The sequence below is a fragment of the Neorhizobium turbinariae genome (assembly GCF_023223505.1).
GTDB classification, from domain to species: Bacteria; Pseudomonadota; Alphaproteobacteria; order Rhizobiales; family Rhizobiaceae; genus Neorhizobium; species Neorhizobium turbinariae.
In genome coordinates this window covers 26620-46127 of sequence record NZ_JALPRY010000004.1, presented here as the reverse complement: position 1 = coordinate 46127, position 19508 = coordinate 26620, and the positions used below count along the sequence as shown (strand labels likewise).

Sequence of the window (19508 nt, the reverse complement as noted above, 5' to 3'; positions counted from 1 at the left end):
CGTCATGTAAGGCTCACGTTTTCAGTCTGGTCATCACGGCACAGGCGCCGGGCACGTCATGCAGCCAGGCAGCACATTCGATGACAGTTGACTTTCCGGAGCATCTAATTCGGCTTTCACTAAAGAACAAGAAGTTTAACGGCCGCATAGATGCCCCGCCCCAATCGGTTTTGACAGGGACAGTATTTCAATTATCGGGCAGAACGAGAAAAACGTTCCAAGTTCTTCGCGGTCAGCCCGGCTTGTGGTTCCCCCGCGGGAATTCAGCGGCCAGCTGGCGATACCACTTGCCGCTGTTCTTCACCGTCCGCTCCTGCGTCTCATAGTCAACATGAACGAGGCCGAAGCGCATGCGATACCCTTCTGCCCATTCAAAATTGTCCATCAGGCTCCAGGCGAAGTACCCCTTCATCGGGTAGTTGTCGACGATGAGGTCGGAAACGACGGACAGGTGCTCGACATAATAGTCGAGGCGCGGCTGGTCATCCACCTCCCCGTCGACCACCTCCATGTTGTAGCAGGCGCCGTTTTCGGTGATGTAGCAGTCCGGCAGATCGTAGCGGCGGTAAAGATCTTCAACGAGAAGCTTCAGGCCCGGCGAATAGACTTCCCAGCCGATATCCGTCTTCACATCGCTGACCGGCTTGGCATCCACCGTCCAGGGGAAGTCCCCGGTGCGGGCGCAATCGTCGGCGACGCGCATCGGCGTGTAATAGTTGAGGCCCCACCAATCGAGCTTCTGGCTGATGATCTTCAGGTCATCCTCTTCCACGGCGGGCATGCGAGCCCCCAAGGCCTCGTGGAACTGGTCGGGATACTGGCCCTTGAAGACCAGATCGAAGAAGGCGCCGTTGTGGAACTGGTGGGCGCGTTCGGCCGCCGCCTGGTCTTCCGGCTTGTCGGAAGCCGCGATGACCGAATGCGCATTCAGCACCAGGCCGACCGGCACGTCCGGTGCGATGTCACGGATCTGCGCCACGCCGAGGCCATGCGCCAGGTTGACGTGGTGCATGGCCGCAAGGGCCGCCTGCATGTTGCGTTCGCCCGGCGCATGGATGCCGTAGAGGTGGCTCAGCCACACGATGCACCAGGGCTCGTTGAAGGTCGCGACCGCATCGAGCCGGTCGCCAAGTCGCTCCATCACCACCTTGGTGTAACGTTCGAAGGCATGCGCGGTGGAGCGTGCCGTCCAGCCACCGTCACCCATCAGCGAAAGCGGCAGGTCCCAGTGGTAGAGCGTCGCATAGGTCTTGATGCCGCGCGCCTTGCAGCCGTCGATCAGACGGTCGTAGAAATCGAGGCCCTTTTCGTTGATGCGGCCGGTGCCTTCCGGAACGATGCGCGGCCAGGCGATCGAAAACCGATAGGCTTCGACGCCCATGTCCTTGATGAGGTCGAGATCCTCTTCCCAGCGATTGTAGTGGTCGCAGGCGACATCGCCGTTATGGCCCTGGAAGACACGCCCCGGCATGTTGGAAAACGCATCCCAGATGGAGGGCTTGCGGCCATCCGCCTTCGTCGCCCCCTCGACCTGGAAGGAGGCCGTCGCCACGCCCCACAAAAAGTCGCCGGGGAAGCGGGTTGCAAACTGCTTGGGATCGGGTGTCTTGGTCATAACCTGGCCAGCCTTTCAGGATTTCGCCCAATGGGGGCCTCTTGCGACGGCGATGTAGCCGAGGCGCCAGTGGTTGTACAGCGCAAGACACGCAATGCTGGCTTGCCCACGGGGCGCGGGTCGCGCAGGATCTTCAGCGACCCTGCGCGTGCAAAACCCGTGGGCCAAAGCCGGGGCCTAGAGCTTGACCCAGGCGCCGTTCTTCTTGGAGGAGGCAACGCAGGCCTCGACGAAGGCCACGCCCTTCACGCCATCGTCCACCGTCGGATAGATGACGTCCTTGTCGAGCTTGGTGCCCTTCTTGGCGGCGTTGATGGCGCGCGCGGCTTCCGTGTAGATCGTTGCGAAGGCCTCGAGATAACCTTCCGGGTGACCCGATGGGATGCGCGACACCCGTCCTGCGGCGGCACCGGCGCCGGCGCCGTTGCGGGTAATGAGGCGCTTCGGCTCGCCGAACGGCGTGAACCACAGGTAGTTCGGGTTTTCCTGGCACCACTCGATGCCGCCCTTTTCGCCATAGACCCGCAGCTTCAGTCCGTTTTCGTTGCCCGGCGCCACCTGGCTGCACCACAGCATGCCCTTGGCTCCACCATCGAAGCGCAGCATGACATGGGCGTTATCGTCCAGCCGGCGGCCAGGAACGAAGCTATCAAGGTCGGCCGCGAGGCTCGTCAGCGTCAGGCCAGTCACGAAGCAGGCAAGGTTGTAGGCATGCGTGCCGATATCGCCCGTGGAGCCACCCGCACCCGACTGCGCCGGATCGGTGCGCCAAACGGCCTGCTTGGCGCCCGTTTGCTCGGCGGCTTCCGTCAGCCAGTCTTGCGGATATTCCACCTGCACGACGCGGATCTTGCCGAGATCGCCGTTGGCGACCATTTCGCGCGCCTGCCGCACCATGGGGTAACCGGTGTAGTTATGGGTGAGGATGAAGAGCGCCTTGCTCTCGTCGGCCACCTTCTTCAGCTTCTTGGCGTCGGCGAGGTTCGAGGTCAGCGGCTTGTCGCAGATGACGTGGATGCCGCGGCGCAGGAACTCCTTGGCCGCTTCGTAATGCACGTGGTTCGGCGTGACGATGGACACGGCCTCGATGCCGTCCTTCAGCCGCGCTTCGCGGATGGCCATCTCCTTGTAGGAGCCATAGGTGCGCGACGGATGAAGCCCGAGGTCGCGGCCCGAGGCGATTGCCTTTTCCGGTGTGGAGGACAATGCGCCGGCAACGAGATCAAACTGATCGTCGAGCCGTGCGGCCATGCGGTGCACCGCGCCGATAAAGGCGCCCTGCCCGCCGCCAACCATTCCAAGCCGGATGCGCGGCTCGCGTGCCTGTTCGTCCTTGCCTTCGATAGCCATCGTCTTCTCCCTTTCGCTGCGCAACCGAAGTTGCTCTTAACTTTGCCTCATCGGCGTATCAGTCTTCGGCCTCGCCCACAGAAGGATGCCCTGGCAGTGAACATCTAGGACCCGCCTCCACCGAGGAGGCTTCAACACCAAGCCCTTGCCGTCGCGCCTCAAGCGCTGCGGACACTCCTCCGTTGAAAGGTCCCATCATGCCATTGCTCCATGCGGACGCCGTCCATCCCATCACGCTTGCCGACGGCACCACCGTCAAAGGCACCGTCCACCTCAACCGGGTGATCGAGCATCCGCGCATCACCGTCGGCGACTACAGTTATTATTCGAGCTTCGACGAGCCGGCGGACGTCGCCGGCGCGATCGCGCCCTATCTTTACCCCTTCAGCCGCGAGAAGCTGGTGATCGGCCCCTTCGTACAACTGGCGCATGGGGTGAAGTTCATTACGAGCTCGGCCAACCACCCGATGCAGGGCTTCAGCTGCTACCCCTTTCGGATCTTCAAGCCGCATACCATGGCCGATTATGCCGACCTTCCGGCCAAGGACACGGTGGTCGGCCCGGACGTGTGGATCGGCTACGGCAGCCTGGCGATGCCCGGCGCCACGATCGGCGCCGGCTCGATCATCGCGGCCGGTTCGGTCGTCACCGGTGATGTCGCGCCCTACAGCATCGTTGGCGGCAACCCGGCCAAACTGATCCGCCGGCGGTTCACCGAGGATGTGATCGATGAGCTTCTCGCGATCGCCTGGTGGGACTGGCCGATCGACCGGATCGAGGCCGCGCTGCCGGCAATCGAGGGCGGCGACCTTGCCGCCCTGAAAGCCGGCTGAGCCTGTCACAGACCCAGCATCCGGCGGTTTGCGGCCTCGTCCGTGCCGCCTGATGCGAAGTCGTCGAACGCCTTCTCGGTCACGCGGATGATATGCGCGCGGACGAATTCGGCGCCTTCGCGGGCTCCGTCCTCGGAGTTCTTCAGTGCGCATTCCCATTCCACCACGGCCCAACCGTCGAAGTCATTGGCGGCCATCTTGGAGAAGATCGCACCGAAATCGACCTGGCCATCGCCCGGCGACCGGAAGCGGCCGGCGCGGTTCACCCAGCCCTGGTAGCCGCCGTAGACGCCCTGCCGGCCGGTCGGGTTGAATTCCGCGTCCTTGACGTGGAACATCTTGATCCGGTCCTTGTAGATGTCGATGTTGTCCAGGTAATCCAGGCACTGCAGCACGTAGTGCGACGGATCGTAGAGCATGTTGGCGCGGCTGTGGTTCTTCACCCGCTCGAGGAACATCTCGAAGGTCACGCCATCGTGCAGGTCTTCGCCCGGATGGATCTCGTAGCAGACGTCGACGCCGCACTCTTCCGCATGGTCGAGGATCGGCGTCCAGCGGCGGGCGAGCTCGTCAAACGCAGTCTCGACAAGACCTGCCGGGCGCTGCGGCCAGGGGTAGATGAAGGGCCAGGCGAGCGCGCCGGAGAAGGTCGCATGCGCCTTGATGCCGAGGTTCTTGGAGGCCGACAGCGCCATCTTCACCTGGTTGACGGCCCATTCCTGGCGGGCTTTCGGGTCGCCACGCACTTCCGGAACGGCAAAGCCATCGAAGGCTTCGTCATAGGCCGGGTGGACGGCGACCAGCTGGCCTTGCAGGTGGGTGGAAAGTTCCGTGACCTCGATGCCGTTCTGGCGCGCCACGCCGGCAAACTCGTCGCAATAATCCTTGGATTCGGCCGCCTTCTTCAGGTCGATCAGCTGGCCGGCCCAGGTCGGCACCTGGACGCCTTCGTAACCCTTGTCGGCTGCCCATTTGGTGATGGCGTCCCAGGAGTTGAACGGCGCGGCATCTCCCGCGAATTGGCCGAGGAAGATGGCAGGGCCCTTGATCGTCTTCATGAAAACCTCCGTGATATTGTCGCTCGGACGGGGGCCTGCCCCTCATCCGCCTGCCGGTACCTTTTCCCCCACGGGGGAGAGGCACGATGTGGCACCCTGCGGTTTCGACCATATGCGCCGCGCAGGGCACGTCCCCTCCCCCGCATGACGCGGGGAAAGGGTTTCAAGTGATAAGCGATCCGGTTCTGGAGATCAGAACGGAGAGTCGGGGAAGTAGAAGTCCTTGGCGTTGTCCTTGGTCACCAGGGTTGCGTCCAGGATGTAGTTTCCGCTGACCGGAACCTGATCATAGAAGTTGCCCGCGGTGAGCTGCATGGCAGTCGCCACCATTGCCGGCGGATACAGAACGTCGACCGGGATCATCTTGTCGCCGTCCATGACGCGCTTGACCATGTCCTTGGAGCCGGCGCCGCCCACGACATACTGGATGTCGGTGCGCTTGGCCTGTTCGATGGCTTCCAGCACGCCGACGGCCATGTCGTCGTCCTGGCACCAGACAACGTCGATCTTTGGGTGCTTGGTCAGGAAGTCCTGCATCACCTTGAAGGCGTCGTCGCGGCTCCAGTTGCCGAACTGGCGGTCGAGAACCTTGACGTTGGAGCCTTCGATGCCCTTGTCGAAGCCGTCCTGGCGCTGCTGGTCGATCGGGATCGGCAGGCCGCGGATGACGACGACCTGTGCGTCCGGCGTGGTTTCGGCAATGTACTTGCCGGCGACTTCGCCGAGAGCCGGGTTGTTGCCGGCGACGTAGAGGTCACGGATCGAGTTGTCGTTGACCGAAGGCGCGCGGTCGACGAGAGCAACGAACGTGCCCGCGTCCTTCACGTCCTTGATGGAGTTGACGAGCTGGTCCGGATCGGTCGGCAGGATGACGAGAGCGTCAAGGCCCTGTACCGAAAGGTCCTGCACGGCGTTGGCTTGGCTTGCGGCATCCGGCGAGGTCTTGACGATGACGTTGAGGCCCGGGTGCTCCTGCATCAGAAGCTTGGCGACGCGCTCGGCGTGGTAAACGACGCCGGCGGTCCAGCCATGGTCGGCGGCCGGAATAGAAACGCCGATGGTGACCTTCTTGTCCTGTGCCATGGCGAAGCTCGGCCCGATGGCAACCGTTGCGGCGAGCGCCGCAGCAGCCAGACCGAATGTTCTTCTACGCATTTTCTCTCTCCCATTAAAACGAGGTCTTCTAAGATGAGGACCGGACGCGACCCCTAGGCCCGGTCGATTTCACGGTTATTTGCGCATCAGCGACCTTTGGACGAGCATGGCGATGATGATGATCGCACCCTGCATGGCGCCAATCAGGTATTCGCTGATGAAGTTGGACAGGAGCAGGATATTGCCGACAACCTCCAGAATGATCGCGCCGCACACCGTCCCCCAGATGCGCCCAACGCCGCCCCGCAAGGCCGTGCCGCCGACAACGACGGCCGTGATCGCCTGCAGTTCCCAGAAGCTTCCGGTGGTCGCCGAGGTGGAGCCGAGACGCGGCACGTAAAGCAGCACCGCCACGCCAACGCAGAGGCCTTGGATCACATAGGTGATCGTGCGCACCCGGTTGATGGAAATGCCGGAGTAGCGTGCCACATCCTCGTTCGAACCAACTGCCGTCACATGCCGCCCGTAGCGGGTGCGGTAAAGCACGAAGGCGCAGATCGCAGCCGTGGCGAGGATGACGATGATCGGCACAGGCACGCCGAACAGCGAGCCGGAATAGAAGGGCCGGTAGAGCGTGATGAGCTCGCGGTCTCGCACGGTAATGGCGCCGCCCTGGCTCAGCCAGTAGGTCAGGCCGCGATAGATCCCCATCGTGCCGAGCGTGGCGATGAACGGCTCGATCCGGCCGACAGTCGTGATGATGCCGTTGAACAGGCCGCAGGCTGCGCCGAGCAGCAGGGCCAAGCCCATCGCTGCCAGCAGCATCAGCATCGGGTCGGCGATCTGCCCTGAATTCATGAACATAATCATCAGGCTCGCCACGAAGGCGAGCATGGAGCCAACCGAAAGGTCGAGCCCGCCGGCGGTCATCACATAGGTCGCGCCGAGCGCGATGATGGCGATGAAGGCACTGCGGGTGACGACGTTGCTGAGGTTGGCAACGGTCACGAAATTCGGGTTGGCGAAATAGCCCAGCACCAGCAGCAGGGCGAGTGCAATGAAGGGCGCAATCGCCGCCATGTCCCAGTCACGCGAGGTTTTCGGCGCCTTGGTCGGATTGCTCGGCGTATCGGTTGCAGCGGATGACATGCCTACGCAGCCTCCCCGATCTTCACGCCCGTCGCCAGCTGGACGATCTCGTTTTCGTTCATGTGCTCCCCCGTGACCTCGCCAACGATCTGGCCGGACCGCATCACCAGAATGCGGTCGCAGATGCCGATCAGTTCCGGCATTTCGGAGGACACGACGATGATCGAGCGCCCCTCCTCTGCCAGCTTGGCGATGAATTTGTAGATCTGTTCCTTGTTGCCGATGTCGATGCCGCGTGTCGGCTCGTCGATGATGACGACCTTCGGATCGAGCAGCATCATCTTGGCAAGCAGCAGTTTCTGCTGGTTGCCACCCGAAAGCTGCCCGGCCAGGATGGACTTGTTGCCGGTGCGGATGTCGAAATCGCGGATCGCCTGGTCGAGCGCCTGGGCTTCCCTCTTCGCATCGATCTGGAACATCCCGCTAAACTTGTTGAGCGAGGCGAGCGTCAGGTTGACGAGCAGGTCCTTGGCGAGAAGCAGGCCTTTGCCCTTGCGGTCTTCCGACAGATAGGCAACGCCAGCCTTGAGGCTTGTATGGACATCGGTGAAGCTGACGGGGTGCCCGTTGAAGCGCACGCTGCCGCGCCCGGAGCGCAGGCCTACGATGCCTTCCATCAGTTCCGTGCGACCGGCGCCCACCAGGCCGGCAAAGCCGAGGATTTCGCCGCGGCGAAGCTGGAACGACGCGTCATGCGCGAAACCCGGCACATCGAAATGCTCGACCTCCAGCACGGTTTCGCGCACCGTTGCCGCCTGGCGATCGGGATAAAGCTTGGCGACATCGCGTCCGACCATCAGCCGCGCCATGTCGGACGGCTGCAGTTCGCTCGCTTCATGCGAGGCGACGAGCCGGCCATCGCGCAGCACCGTCACGCGGTCAGCGATTTCCTTCACCTCGGGCAGGCGGTGGGAAATGTACAGGACACCGACGCCCTTGGCGCGGATGTCGTTGATCACCTTCAGCAGCGCCTCGGTCTCATGCGGCGTCAGCGAGGCGGTCGGCTCGTCGAAGATGACGAGGCGATGCGGCACGAGAAGCACGCGGGCAATCTGCACGAGCTGGCGCTGGGCAATTGAAAGGCTGGACACGATGGTGCGGGGGTCGAGGTCGCCGCCGAGGTCGCGGATCGCCTTTTCCGCACCCTCGTTCATGGCGCGATCATCGAGCGAAAGCCCCTTCCGGATCTCGCGCCCGAGATAGATGTTCTGCGCCACCGTCAGGTCCGGCGCGAGCAGGATTTCCTGGTGCACCAGGACGATGCCATGGTTCTCGGCGTCGACCGGCCCGGAGAAGCTGACGACCTCGCCATCCATGCGCATCTCGCCGCGGGTCGGCGGCTGGTTGCCGGCAAGGATCTTCATCAGCGTGGATTTGCCGGCGCCGTTTTCGCCGATGATGGCATGCACTTCGCCTGCACGCACGGTGATGTTGATGTCCTTCAGGACCTCGACCACGCCGAACGTCTTTGAAAGGCCCATTGCCTCCAGGAGCGGAGACCCGGCGGGAGCGGGAACGTCTTTCATCGTGGCTCACCCGCAACAGGGAAGGCGCGCGCGACGGCTCGCCCCGCGCAAACGTCACGGACAGACTCTGGCATATGAAAACGCACGCAAACTCCTCCCGGCCAAAAAGCTAGCGCAGTTTTTGAGGTACGTAAAGCAACAACTGGTCGTCCCTCCCCGCAAACCCTCACTTATCCGCAGGCGGGATGGGGAGACTGCGGGTTCTCCCGCAGCCTCCGTTTCCTGAACCGCTCAGACGTAGCGGTTGACGACATTCTCCAGGTATTCCTGGCGGCCGGAGCGCGGCTCGGGATTGATGTTTTCCCGTTCCACCATGGCGGCGATGTCGTCCAGCTTGTATTCGCCACGCAGCATCTTCTGGGCTTCGGGGCTGTTCCAGCCGGCGTAACGCTCTTCGAGCGGCTTCGAGAGCGCGCCTTCCTCGACCATGCGGGCCGCAGCCTTCAGGCCGCGGGCGCAGCAATCCATGCCACCGATATGGCCGATCAGCAGATCCTGCGGATCGAGCGACTGGCGACGCAGCTTTGCATCGAAGTTTGTGCCGCCGTTCTTGAAGCCGCCAGCCTGCAGGATGTGGTAATAGGCGAGCGCCATTTCCGGCACATTGTTGGGGAACTGGTCGGTATCCCAGCCGGACTGGTAGTCGTTGCGGTTCATGTCGATCGACCCGAAGATGCCAAAGGCATTGGCCATCGCGATCTCGTGCTCAAAGGAATGGCCGGCAAGGATGGCGTGGCCCTGCTCGATATTGACCTTCACTTCCTTGTCCAGCCCGTGCTTCTGCAGGAAGGCATAAACGGTCGCGACGTCGTAGTCATACTGGTGCTTGGTCGGCTCCTGCGGCTTCGGCTCGATCAGGATCGTGCCTTCAAAGCCGATCTTGTACTTGTATTCGACGACGAGGTTGAGGAAGCGGCCCATCTGGTCGAGCTCGCGCGACAGGTCGGTATTAAGAAGGGTCTCGTAGCCTTCCCGACCACCCCACAGCACGTAGTTGGAACCGCCGAGGCGCTTGGTGGCGTCCATGCAGGTCTTCACCGTCGCCGCGGAGAAGGCGAACACATCCGGATCCGGATTGGTGGAGGCGCCGGCCATGAAGCGGCGGTGCGAGAAGAGGTTCGCCGTACCCCAGAGAAGCTTCACGCCCGTCTCGGCCTGCTTCTTTTCGAAGTAGTCGACGATCTCGTTGAGGTTCCTGGTGTTCTCGGCAAATGTCTTGCCTTCAGGGCGAACGTCGGCGTCATGGAAGCAGTAGAAGGGTGCGCCGAGCAGCTGGTAGAATTCGAAGGCGACATCCGCCTTCATCTTCGCCGCCGCCATGCTGTCCTCGAACCACGGGCGCTGGAAGGTCTGACCACCGAAGGGGTCACCGCCCGGCCAGGTGAACGTGTGCCAGTAGGCAACCGCAAAACGCAGATGGTCTTCCATCCGCTTGCCCGCGACGATTTCGTCCGGATTGTAGAAGCGGAAGGCGAGCGGATTGGTGCTGTCCGGGCCTTCGTATTTGATCTTCTGGATATCGCCAAAAAAGCCAGTGCTCATGATATTCCTCCTTAGATATCTGAAGTTGTTGGTCGCGGGGGTGGCCCCCTCATCCGCCTGCCGGCACCTTCTCCCCGCGGGGGAGAAGGTGGCCCGAAGGGCCGGATGAGGGGGCTCCTAACTCAATGTCCAATCGTACGGATCGCGGGATAGGCGGCACGGTAGCGGGCATAGGCAGCCTCGTATGCCTCGCCATGACTTGTCACCGGATCGATGGTTTCTTCCGTTTTCGGAGCCGAGCAGACGGCAACCGGATCGGCGCCCGTCGCCGCAATCAGGCCAAGGCGCGCTGCCCCGAAGGCTGCACCGAAATCTCCGTCGGCCGGAATATCGACCGGCACGCCGAGCGCCGTCGCAATCGACGCCAGCCAGTAGCGCGACCGCGAGCCGCCGCCGATGGCGGTGACGCGGGAAATCGACGTACCCGCAGACTTCAGCGCTTCGAGGTTGTCGCGGATGGCGAAGGTGACGCCTTCGAGCACCGCCTGGGTCAGCACCACGCGGCTGCTTTCATGCCCCAGCCCGATGAACGAGCCGCGGATGACGGCGTCGTTGTGCGGGGTCCGTTCGCCGGAAAGATACGGCAGGAAGGTGACGCCGGTCGGCGCCTTCAGCGTATCGCCCAGTTCCTGCGTCAGCTCGGCGGCGGATTTGCCGGCGATATGCGAATACCAGTTGAGCGCGTCGGTCGCGGACAGGATGACGCCCATCTGGTGCCAGGTCTTCGGCAGCGCATGGCAGAAGGCGTGGACCGCGCTTTCCGGCTTCGGCAGGTATGAGGCGTTGGCGGCAAACAGCACGCCCGAGGTACCGAGCGACACGAAGGCATTTCCTTCGGCAACCGTACCCATGCCGCAGGCGGATGCGGCATTGTCGCCTGCCCCACCGGCCACGACGACATCGCCCGGGATGCCCCAGGCGAGCTTCAGCTCACCGCGCAGCATGCCCGCCTGCTCGGTACCTTCCACGAGCTTCGGCATCTGGTCTTCGGAAAGATCGGTTGCGGCGAGCAACTCGCTCGACCATTTGCGGGCGCCGGTATCGAGCCAGGAGGTGCCGGCCGAATCCGACATCTCGGAGATGTGCTCGCCCGTCAGCCAGAGGCGCAGATAGTCCTTCGGCAGCAGCACCTTGGCCACCTTGGCAAAAATCTTCGGCTCGTTGTTCTTCACCCAGGCAAGCTTCGGCGCGGTGAAGCCGGGAAACACGATATTGCCGGTGAGATTGCGGAAGATCGGGTTAGCATCGAATTCCGCCGCCTCGCGGAAGGAACGCGTGTCGTTCCACAGAATGCACGGCCGCAGGACCTTGTCGTCAGCATCGAGCAGCGTGGCGCCATGCATCTGTCCCGACAGGCCGATGCCCTTCACGGCCGCGAGCTGCTGCGGGAACTTCGCCTTCAACCCGGCGACTGCCTCTTGCGTCGCCCGGATCCAGTGTGCCGGATCCTGCTCCGACCAGCCGGAATGCGGGCGCGAGACGTCGAGGGAACCGCTGGCCGAGCCGATGATCTTCTGATCGCCGTCGATGAGCATGGCTTTGACACCGGACGTGCCGAGATCGAGACCAAGATACATGGTGTTTCTCCTAATCCTCCGCCTTCACGGCAGATTGTCCTTCAAGAATATGTCGATGCGGATGCGCTCCTGGGCCTCGATCACCGGCAGCCCGTCGGCCTTCGCTTTCAGCACGCGCACGGCGCTGCGCACCTCATGGCCCGCATCCTGGTTGAGAACGGCATCAATGATGCCCTCCCCGAGTGCGGCGCGGGTGGCGTCCGTCAGGTCATGGGCAACCACAACCGGCCGCGCCTCCACAGGGACCTTGCGCAGCACGCGGAGCAAGCCGCGGTTACCGCCGCCGAGACTGTAGATACCGGCGATACCCGGCGTCACTTCGAATGCTTCGGAGACCTTTTCCTCGACGAGCGCGCTGTCGTCGCGGCCTTCGATCACCGGCAGGACGCGGAGATTGGGATAGGCTTCCGCCATGACCGCAAGAAACCCTTCAACGCGCTCGCGGTGGTCGCGCACCAGCATCGAGCCCGCCAGCACCGCGACCTGCGCCTCGCGGCCGCTCAGGAAGCGCCCCAGCAGGCTGCCGGCGGTGCGTCCGGCGGCAATGTTGTCGATGCCGGCATAATGATCACGCGACGAGGCCGGCAGGTCGGAGACCAGCGTTACCATCGGCACGCCCGCCTCGTTCAGCTTGGCGGCAATTTCCCTCACTTCCGGGGCGTCGATCGCCACGAAGGCGACGCCGTTCGGCTTGTCCGCCAGAACCTCTTCCAGTGCTGCCACGAGTGCATGCGGATCAAAATGCGGCACGGCGACAATGCGGATTTCGGTGCGTTCGGTCGAGGCACGTTCGCTCGCCGCCACCACCTCGCGGCGCAACCCCTTCATGAAGGAGTTGTCGTAGTCCGGCAGGATGAAAACAAAGGAATAGGTGCGGCTCTTGGCAAGGTTTGCGGCCGCCAGGTCGCGCACGAAACCGAGTGCGGCGATGGCCTCCTCCACCTTGCTACGCGTCACCGCCCGCACCCCTGGACGTCCGTTCAGCACGCGATCGACGGTGGCAAGGCTGACGCCTGCGGATCGCGCGATGTCGTGGACTGTAGGCTTCATGCGTTCCTCCGCAGGAGGTCGTAGCGCAGAATTTGAGGTACGTAAATCAGAAAATTGGCCGGTTGGAACGTTTGCAAAGAAAAAGGGCCGTCACTTGCGTGGCGGCCCTTTTCCGGCGGTGGAATGTGTTCTGGCGGTCAGTGGCCGCCGCCGCCGGCACCGGCGGGCCGAGCAGGCTTGGCGATCATGAAGACAAACAGGATCAGGCTGGCAAACAGCACCGTCAGCACCAGGAACACGTCCATGAAGGACAGGAGCCAGGCCTGCTGGGTGAGGATGCCGGAAAGCTTCTGGAGCGCCACGGCCGCGCCATCGAGCCCGAAGGAATCGTAGTTCGCTCCGACGCTGTCCAGCCAGTTCATGGCGGCGGGGTTGCCGTAATTCACGTGTTCTGAAAGCCGTGCATAATGCTGGTCGGAACGCTGGGTGAGCGCCGTGTTGATGATGGCAAGACCGACGGCGCCGCCAAGGTTACGGGTCAGGTTGAACAGACCCGATGCACCCTGGATGCGATGCGGCGCAAGCGTACCAAGCGCGATATTGCTGATCGGCACCATGCACATCATCATGCCGAAGCCACGCAGCACCTGCGGCAGCAGCAGTTCATAGAAGTCCCAGTCGGCGGTGATCCCGGTCATCAGCCAGGTGCCGGCCGCAAACGCCGCAAAGCCGATCGCCATCATCACCCGCAAGTCCATATTGTTCGACAGCTTGCCGACGATCGGCGCCGACACGAACATGGCGATACCGGAAACGAACATGGTCTCGCCGATCATCAGCGAGTCATATCCCCGGATGCGCCCGAGATAGAGCGGGTAGAGATAGGTGAGGCCGTAAAGCCCGACGCCCATGATGAAGGAAAACAGCGAGCCGAAGGCGAAGTTGGCATTGCCGAAGGCGCGCAGTTCCACCACAGGGAACTCGACCTTGAACGCCCGCCAGAAGAAGACGACCGCGCCGAGCACAACGAAGACCGTGCCCATGACAATATGCTCGTCGCTGAACCAGTCCTTGTTGTTGCCTTCCTCCAGCACGTATTCGAGCGAGCCGAGGAAGACCGCCATGGAGGCCAGCCCCCACCAGTCGAACTTCTTGATGAGCTGCAGCTGCGGCTTGTCAAAGTCGATCATCGTGAAGGTGACGGCGGTGACGATGACGCCGGGGATGATGTTGACCAGGAACAGCCAGTGCCAGGAAAAGGCGTGGCTAAGATAACCACCGACCGTCGGGCCGATGGTGGGCGCAAGCGTTGCCACGAGACCGATCAGCGGCGAAACGATGCTGCGCTTGGATGGCGGGAAAATGGTGAAGGCTGCCGCGAAGACCGACGGGATCATGCCGCCACCGATAAAGCCCTGCAGGGCGCGGTAGACGATCATTTCCTCGATGTTCGAGGCGGTGGCGCAGAGCGCGCTGGCGATCGTGAAGCCGGCGGCGCAGATCGCAAACAGGTAGCGCGTCGAGATGATGCGCGCCAGGGTCCCCGACAGGGGGATCATGATGACTTCGGCGATCAGGTAGGAGGTCTGGACCCAGGCGATCTCATCCGAGCCGGCCGACAGACCGGCCTGGATCTCGGCCAGCGATGCCGACACGATCTGGATGTCGAGGATCGACATGAACATGCCGAAGACCATCGCGAAGAACGCGATGAGCTTGCGGCGATCCATAGGTTGATCGTCGGGCATCGCCTGAGGCGCGCCCGCTACGGCCGTTGCTCCTGCCATGGCCGTTCTCCTTGGGTGTTAGTTCTGGGCCACGGCCGTGTTGCCGGGCGCCGTGCGCGTATCGACATCAACGACAACCGAGAGCCCTGCACGCAGGTGCTGACGTTCCAGGTCTTCCTTCGGGATCGAGATCCGCACCGGGACGCGCTGCACCACCTTGGTGAAGTTGCCGGTCGCATTTTCCGGCGGCAGCATGGAGAACACAGCGCCGGAGGCCGGAGCAATCGACTCCACCGTGCCGGTGATCGTGTGTTCCTCGTAGGCGTCGACATGGACGCGAACCTTGGAACCAGGCTGCAGATTGCCGATCTGCGTTTCCTTGAAATTAGCCTCGATATACAGCTCGCTCAGCGGAACCAGTGATGCGAGGCGCTTGCCCGCAGACACCAGATCGCCGGTCTGGACCGACAGGTTGCCGATCACGCCGTCATAAGGCGCCTTCAGCACCGTGAAGCCGAGGTCGCGCTGCGCCTGGTCACGTGCCAATTCCTGGATGCGGATCGTATTGATCGCTTCGGCGCGCTGAGCCTTGAGGAGGCCGATATTGGCTTCGGCCGAGCTGACACCGGCCTGGCCGGCAACGAGGTTGGCCCGCGCCTGCTCCAATGCGACCTGCGCATTGTCGAGCGAGGCGGCGGTACCGACCGAGCTCTGCTGCAGGCTAGTGGCGCGCTTTTCATTGATCTCGGCGCCACGAACGGCGGCCTGAAGGGCACCTTCCTGCGCCTTCGCCTGGGCGAGTGCGGCTTCGGCGCCGGCGATCTGTGCATCGATGCGCGACACCGCAAGCTTGGCGGATTCGATTGCGGTCAGCGCCTTGCGCAGCGCCAGCTGGTAATCTTCGTCATCCAGCGTGACCAGCGGATCGCCTGCCTTCACCGCCTGGTTCTCGACCACGTTCACCTTGGCGACATAACCGGAAACCTTGGGAGAAATGACCGCAATGTCACCTTCCACATAGGCGTCGTCGGTCGAAACCATGAAGCGACCATCGGTCCACCAGCCATAGCCATACCAGCCGCCGGCACCCAGAACAGCAAGAGCGATAATGGGCAAGATGAAGCCGCGACGCTTCTTCTTTTCAGGGGCCTGATGCGCAGCGGGAGCCGCAACGGCGTCGGCTGCCGCCGGCTGCTCTTGCGCAGGCTCCTGCCGTGCCTCGGTCTCCGGACCAGCATTTTCCGTCTTTACAGCGCGAAGGGCGCTGGAATTATGAGAGGCCGTCATCGTCTCGATACCGTGTTTGGGAGCGTGATCAAATCGAACCGATCGGTTCAGTGGCCTTGACATAGACCTTTCGATGCCACATATCAAGTCCAATCGAACCACGCGGTTCGAAAAGGTTAAAAAGGGCGCAACATGGCCAGCCAGAAAAGGAAACAAGAAAAAGCCGATCCCGTTCCAGCGGGGCGTTTCGCCGCGGGTGCGGATCCGGCCAAACGTGAGCAGATCATAGAAGGCGCCAAGGCTGTCTTCATGCGTCTCGGCTTCGATGCGGCCAGCATGAACGACATTACCCGCGAAGCAGGTGTCTCCAAGGGCACCATCTACGTCTACTTCGAAAACAAGGAAGCCCTGTTCGGCGCGATCGTTGCGCAGGAAAAGGAACGCATCACCCACCAGATGCGCGACATCCTCGCTGGCAGTGAGGAAGTCGAGGACGGTCTATACCGGTTCGGCATGGGCTTCACGAGCCACATCACCGCTCCTCAGGTGATCGATGCGATGCGCACCGTGATCGGCGTCGTTGACCGGCTGCCGCGCCTCTGTCAGCACTTCTTCAATTCGCCTTCTCAGAACGTGCGAACCGTTCTGGAGGAATTCATCGAGCGCCATATCGAGCTCGGGAACCTGAAGGTGGACGACAAGGAGCTTGCAGCACGCCAGTTCATCGACATGTCGAGCGCGACCTTCTTCAAGGCGCGCCTGTTTGGGGACCTGCTGGACGTGCCGCCGGAACACGAACTTTCACGAGCAGTGAAGGGTGCGATACGCGTCTTTATGGCAGCATATGGCACGCATGACGCATCCGTGATCGCAAAAGTGCCCGAACCCGCCTGATTTCAGGCGGTCCAGGTACAACTTCATCTTGTTTTTCATCCTCCGCTTCCTAGATCGGGGCCGCATTTACGCGCTCTGATTGAGACAGGAGATATGGATGGACATTGCGGCGCTCGTAGCAGACCCGGCGGCCTGGGTAGCGCTCGTTACACTCGTGGTCATGGAAGTCGTGCTTGGCATCGACAACCTGATCTTCATTTCCATCCTGACGAACAAGTTGCCTCCCGAGCACCGGGAACGGGCACGCAAGATCGGCATCGGACTGGCGCTGATCATGCGCCTGGGCCTGCTGGGCACCGTCGCCTGGATCGTCAAGCTGACCAACCCGATCTTCGAGGCCTTCGGCCATGCCTTCTCCTGGAAGGACCTGATCCTGATCGCCGGAGGCCTGTTCCTCGTCTACAAGGCGACCAAGGAAATCCACCACTCGGTGGACGTGGTCGACCATAAGGAAGACCTGGTCGGCGCCGGCAAGGATGTCGCGCAGATGACGTTCACCTCGGCGATCGGCCAGATCCTGGTCCTCGACCTCGTTTTCTCGATCGACAGCATCATCACCGCCGTCGGCATGACCCCTCACCTGCCGATCATGATCGTCGCCGTCGTGGCTGCCGTCACGGTGATGCTGGTGGCCGCAACACCGCTTGCCAACTTCATCGAGCGCAACCCAACCATCGTCATGCTGGCGCTCGCCTTCCTGCTGATGATTGGCGGCACGCTGATTGCCGAAGGGTTCGGCGTGCATGTGCCGAAGGGCTACATCTACGCGGCCATGGCGTTTTCCGCCGGCGTCGAAGCGCTCAACATGTTTGCGCGCAACGCCCGGGCGAAGAAAAAGGCGGGGCAGGTGGCAAAGACGCTGCACTGAGATAGTGACACGGTGGCGGCCGTTGCGTGACGGCCGCCACCGCTTATTGACGCCAGCAACGTCCGTTTCCGGACATTCATCGGGCAAGCCTATCGACAGCGGAACTTCACGGGCAGATGGAAGTTGAAGAGCACTTCAACACGTTCGGCAGTTCTTGCCGATCCTGCCTGCCCGGAGCCGCATGACCCAGCCGCAGATTTTCGCCTTCGCCGTCATCGCTGCGATGATGGTCGTCTTCATCTGGGATCGCTTCCGTTATGACGTCGTCGCCTGCTGCGCCCTGATTGTGGCGGTGGTGCTTGGCGTCGTGCCGGCAGACAAGGCATTTTCGGGCTTTTCGGACGATATCGTCATCATCGTCGGCAGCGCATTGGTCGTGAGCGCCGGCGTGGCGCGCTCGGGCATCGTCAACACCGCAATCAAGAAATTCTTCCCGAACCTTGGCTCGGTCCACCTGCAGCTGGCGCTGCTGATGATCGTGGTCGCGGTCTTCTCCGCCTTCATCAAGAATATCGGCGCGCTGGCGATCATGATGCCGGTCGCTTTCCAGTTCGCCAAGAAGTCCGGCGTGTCGCCTTCGAAATACCTGATGCCGATGTCGTTTTCGGCGCTGCTTGGCGGCCTGATGACACAGATCGGCACCTCGCCCAACATCGTCGTGTCGCGGCTGCGCGAAGAGATGACCGGCACCTCCTTCACCATGTTCGACTTCACGCCGATGGGCGTGATCCTGACCCTTGTCGGCGTCACCTTCCTGATTTTCTTCCATTGGCTCGTCCCGAGCCGCACCAAGCAGAACTCATCGATCGAGGATGCCATCGAGATCAAGAACTACACCTCCGAAGCCATGGTGCAGGCCGACTCCACGGTGCTGAATGGCCCGGTCAGTGAGCTTCTGAAGCTCGGCGACGGCGAGGCGATCGCGACTGCCGTGCTACGCGGGACGGTGCGCATGTCGCCCTTCCCGGACCTCACCTTGCGGGAGAACGACATCGTGCTGCTCGAAGGCCCATCCTCGGCGCTCGACCGCATCATCTCGTCCGGCAAGCTGAAGCTGTCCGGCAAGCCGCTCAAGCACAACGGCCAGCTTGCCGAGGACCTGATCTCGATCGAGGCGATCATCAGCCAGGACTCGCCGCTTAAAGGTCTGTCGGCGAAGGAGATGGCGCTTTCCTATACGCGCGGCGTCAACATCCTGGCGGTGAGCCGCCGCGGCGAACGTGTCAAGGAACGCCTTGGTTCGCTGACCCTTTCCGGCGGCGACGTGCTGGTACTGCAGGGAACGCGTGAAAACCTTCCGCGGGTCATGCAGGACTTTGCCCTGCTGCCGCTCGCACAGCAGGAAATCATGCTCGGCACGAAGCGCCGCGCCTTCATTCCGCTCATCATCCTGGCGCTCGCCATGGCAACGACCGCGGTCGGCCTGGCCCCGGTTGCCGTCGCCTTCTTTGCTGCGGCACTGGGAATGGTGGTGTTCCGGGTGATCCCGCTGGCCGATATCTACAAGTCCGTCGATGGGCCGATCCTGGTGATGCTGGCGGCGCTGATCCCGGTATCGGACTCGCTGAGGACGACCGGCGGCAGCGACCTGATCGCCGGCTGGCTCGGCGAGGCGGCTGCGAGCATGCCGGCCTGGGGCGCTCTCGGCCTGATCCTCGTCACCGCCATGGCTGTGACCCCGTTCCTCAACAATGCCGCGACCGTGCTGGTCATGGCGCCGATCGCCGCAAGCTTTGCGACCAATCTTGGCTTCAGGCCGGAAGCCTTCCTCATGGCCGTTGCGATCGGTGCCGGCTGCGACTTCCTCACCCCCGTCGGCCATCAGTGCAATACGCTTGTCTTCGGCCCCGGCGGCTACAAGTTCTCGGACTATCCGAGGCTCGGCCTGCCGCTGTCCTGCCTGATCGTGCTCGTCAGCATCCCCGCGCTGCTATATGTGTGGCCCGTGAACTGACGGCGTGATCTGAGGGACGCTTCACCACCCGCCCCGCGACGACTTTTCCCACATAATCTTGACGCTTGCGCCTTATTATGGCCTAAGCCTGCGCCAATCCGCA

General features: G+C 62.5%; 15 protein-coding genes. 4 read left to right on the top strand and 11 right to left on the bottom strand.

Annotated elements, in window-relative coordinates; genetic code table 11:
- Positions 1 to 232: 232 nt before the first annotated feature.
- Together M0654_RS03180 and M0654_RS03175 are read right to left on the bottom strand one after the other, a co-directional pair.
- Complete coding sequence (locus tag M0654_RS03180) at positions 233 to 1615, bottom strand: GH1 family beta-glucosidase (RefSeq protein ID WP_248681801.1); 1383 nt, start codon at positions 1613 to 1615, stop codon at positions 233 to 235.
- 177 nt (positions 1616 to 1792) lie between these two features.
- Positions 1793 to 2965 carry a Gfo/Idh/MocA family protein gene (locus M0654_RS03175; protein WP_248681800.1) on the bottom strand — a complete coding sequence of 391 codons (1173 nt, stop codon included), beginning with the start codon at positions 2963 to 2965 and terminating at the stop codon, positions 1793 to 1795.
- Positions 2966 to 3162: 197 nt separating this feature from the next.
- Here M0654_RS03175 and M0654_RS03170 point away from each other — a divergent pair, with 197 nt between their 5' ends.
- Positions 3163 to 3798, top strand: coding sequence for a CatB-related O-acetyltransferase (locus M0654_RS03170; protein ID WP_248681799.1), 636 nt, complete (start codon positions 3163 to 3165; stop codon positions 3796 to 3798).
- Between the two features lie 5 nt (positions 3799 to 3803).
- Here the strand turns inward: M0654_RS03170 and M0654_RS03165 are convergent, their stop codons facing one another.
- The 9 genes from M0654_RS03165 to M0654_RS03125 all read right to left on the bottom strand — a co-directional run bounded on the left by M0654_RS03165 (position 3804) and on the right by M0654_RS03125 (position 15749).
- Positions 3804 to 4856 (bottom strand): sugar phosphate isomerase/epimerase family protein, encoded by a 1053-nt coding sequence (locus M0654_RS03165; RefSeq protein WP_248681798.1) that lies wholly within the window; start codon positions 4854 to 4856, stop codon positions 3804 to 3806.
- 192 nt (positions 4857 to 5048) lie between these two features.
- Positions 5049 to 6011 carry a substrate-binding domain-containing protein gene (locus M0654_RS03160; RefSeq protein ID WP_118850503.1) on the bottom strand — a complete coding sequence of 321 codons (963 nt, stop codon included), beginning with the start codon at positions 6009 to 6011 and terminating at the stop codon, positions 5049 to 5051.
- Positions 6012 to 6086: 75 nt separating this feature from the next.
- A complete protein-coding gene (locus M0654_RS03155; RefSeq protein ID WP_118850504.1) occupies positions 6087 to 7100 on the bottom strand; it encodes an ABC transporter permease in 1014 nt (337 codons plus the stop codon).
- A gap of 2 nt (positions 7101 to 7102) precedes the next feature.
- On the bottom strand, positions 7103 to 8626 hold the full coding sequence (locus M0654_RS03150) for a sugar ABC transporter ATP-binding protein (RefSeq protein WP_248681797.1): 1524 nt from the start codon (positions 8624 to 8626) through the stop codon (positions 7103 to 7105).
- A gap of 231 nt (positions 8627 to 8857) precedes the next feature.
- Complete coding sequence (gene xylA, locus M0654_RS03145) at positions 8858 to 10168, bottom strand: xylose isomerase (protein ID WP_248681796.1); 1311 nt, start codon at positions 10166 to 10168, stop codon at positions 8858 to 8860.
- 122 nt (positions 10169 to 10290) lie between these two features.
- Complete coding sequence (xylB, locus tag M0654_RS03140) at positions 10291 to 11745, bottom strand: xylulokinase (RefSeq protein ID WP_248681795.1); 1455 nt, start codon at positions 11743 to 11745, stop codon at positions 10291 to 10293.
- A 24-nt stretch (positions 11746 to 11769) separates the two neighbouring features.
- Positions 11770 to 12795, bottom strand: a complete 1026-nt coding sequence (locus M0654_RS03135) for a LacI family DNA-binding transcriptional regulator (RefSeq protein ID WP_248681794.1) — start codon at positions 12793 to 12795, stop codon at positions 11770 to 11772.
- A gap of 137 nt (positions 12796 to 12932) precedes the next feature.
- On the bottom strand, positions 12933 to 14522 hold the full coding sequence (locus M0654_RS03130) for a DHA2 family efflux MFS transporter permease subunit (RefSeq protein ID WP_248681793.1): 1590 nt from the start codon (positions 14520 to 14522) through the stop codon (positions 12933 to 12935).
- A gap of 18 nt (positions 14523 to 14540) precedes the next feature.
- On the bottom strand, positions 14541 to 15749 hold the full coding sequence (locus M0654_RS03125) for an HlyD family secretion protein (RefSeq protein WP_248681792.1): 1209 nt from the start codon (positions 15747 to 15749) through the stop codon (positions 14541 to 14543).
- Positions 15750 to 15881: 132 nt separating this feature from the next.
- Between M0654_RS03125 and M0654_RS03120 the strand changes: the two genes are divergently transcribed.
- From M0654_RS03120 to M0654_RS03110, 3 genes are all read left to right on the top strand, one after another.
- Positions 15882 to 16583, top strand: coding sequence for a TetR/AcrR family transcriptional regulator (locus M0654_RS03120; RefSeq protein ID WP_118850511.1), 702 nt, complete (start codon positions 15882 to 15884; stop codon positions 16581 to 16583).
- Between the two features lie 97 nt (positions 16584 to 16680).
- Entirely contained in the window at positions 16681 to 17451 is a 771-nt protein-coding gene (locus M0654_RS03115; protein ID WP_248681791.1) for a TerC family protein, read from the top strand.
- A gap of 163 nt (positions 17452 to 17614) precedes the next feature.
- Positions 17615 to 19405, top strand: coding sequence for an SLC13 family permease (locus M0654_RS03110; RefSeq protein ID WP_256371651.1), 1791 nt, complete (start codon positions 17615 to 17617; stop codon positions 19403 to 19405).
- The last annotated feature ends 103 nt before the right edge of the window (positions 19406 to 19508 follow it).

What these genes read in the sequence shown, in the direction of transcription:
- M0654_RS03175 (WP_248681800.1), bottom strand. Translation starts at nt 2,965, where the DNA reads ATGGCTATCGAAGGCAAGGACGAACAGGCACGCGAGCCGCGCATCCGG.
- M0654_RS03130 (WP_248681793.1), bottom strand. Translation starts at nt 14,522, where the DNA reads ATGGCAGGAGCAACGGCCGTAGCGGGCGCGCCTCAGGCGATGCCCGAC.
- M0654_RS03160 (WP_118850503.1), bottom strand. Translation starts at nt 6,011, where the DNA reads ATGCGTAGAAGAACATTCGGTCTGGCTGCTGCGGCGCTCGCCGCAACG.
- xylB (WP_248681795.1), bottom strand. Translation starts at nt 11,745, where the DNA reads ATGTATCTTGGTCTCGATCTCGGCACGTCCGGTGTCAAAGCCATGCTC.
- M0654_RS03155 (WP_118850504.1), bottom strand. Translation starts at nt 7,100, where the DNA reads ATGTCATCCGCTGCAACCGATACGCCGAGCAATCCGACCAAGGCGCCG.
- M0654_RS03180 (WP_248681801.1), bottom strand. Translation starts at nt 1,615, where the DNA reads ATGACCAAGACACCCGATCCCAAGCAGTTTGCAACCCGCTTCCCCGGC.
- M0654_RS03125 (WP_248681792.1), bottom strand. Translation starts at nt 15,749, where the DNA reads ATGACGGCCTCTCATAATTCCAGCGCCCTTCGCGCTGTAAAGACGGAA.
- M0654_RS03150 (WP_248681797.1), bottom strand. Translation starts at nt 8,626, where the DNA reads ATGAAAGACGTTCCCGCTCCCGCCGGGTCTCCGCTCCTGGAGGCAATG.
- M0654_RS03170 (WP_248681799.1), top strand. Translation starts at nt 3,163, where the DNA reads ATGCCATTGCTCCATGCGGACGCCGTCCATCCCATCACGCTTGCCGAC.
- M0654_RS03120 (WP_118850511.1), top strand. Translation starts at nt 15,882, where the DNA reads ATGGCCAGCCAGAAAAGGAAACAAGAAAAAGCCGATCCCGTTCCAGCG.
- M0654_RS03165 (WP_248681798.1), bottom strand. Translation starts at nt 4,856, where the DNA reads ATGAAGACGATCAAGGGCCCTGCCATCTTCCTCGGCCAATTCGCGGGA.
- M0654_RS03115 (WP_248681791.1), top strand. Translation starts at nt 16,681, where the DNA reads ATGGACATTGCGGCGCTCGTAGCAGACCCGGCGGCCTGGGTAGCGCTC.
- xylA (WP_248681796.1), bottom strand. Translation starts at nt 10,168, where the DNA reads ATGAGCACTGGCTTTTTTGGCGATATCCAGAAGATCAAATACGAAGGC.
- M0654_RS03135 (WP_248681794.1), bottom strand. Translation starts at nt 12,795, where the DNA reads ATGAAGCCTACAGTCCACGACATCGCGCGATCCGCAGGCGTCAGCCTT.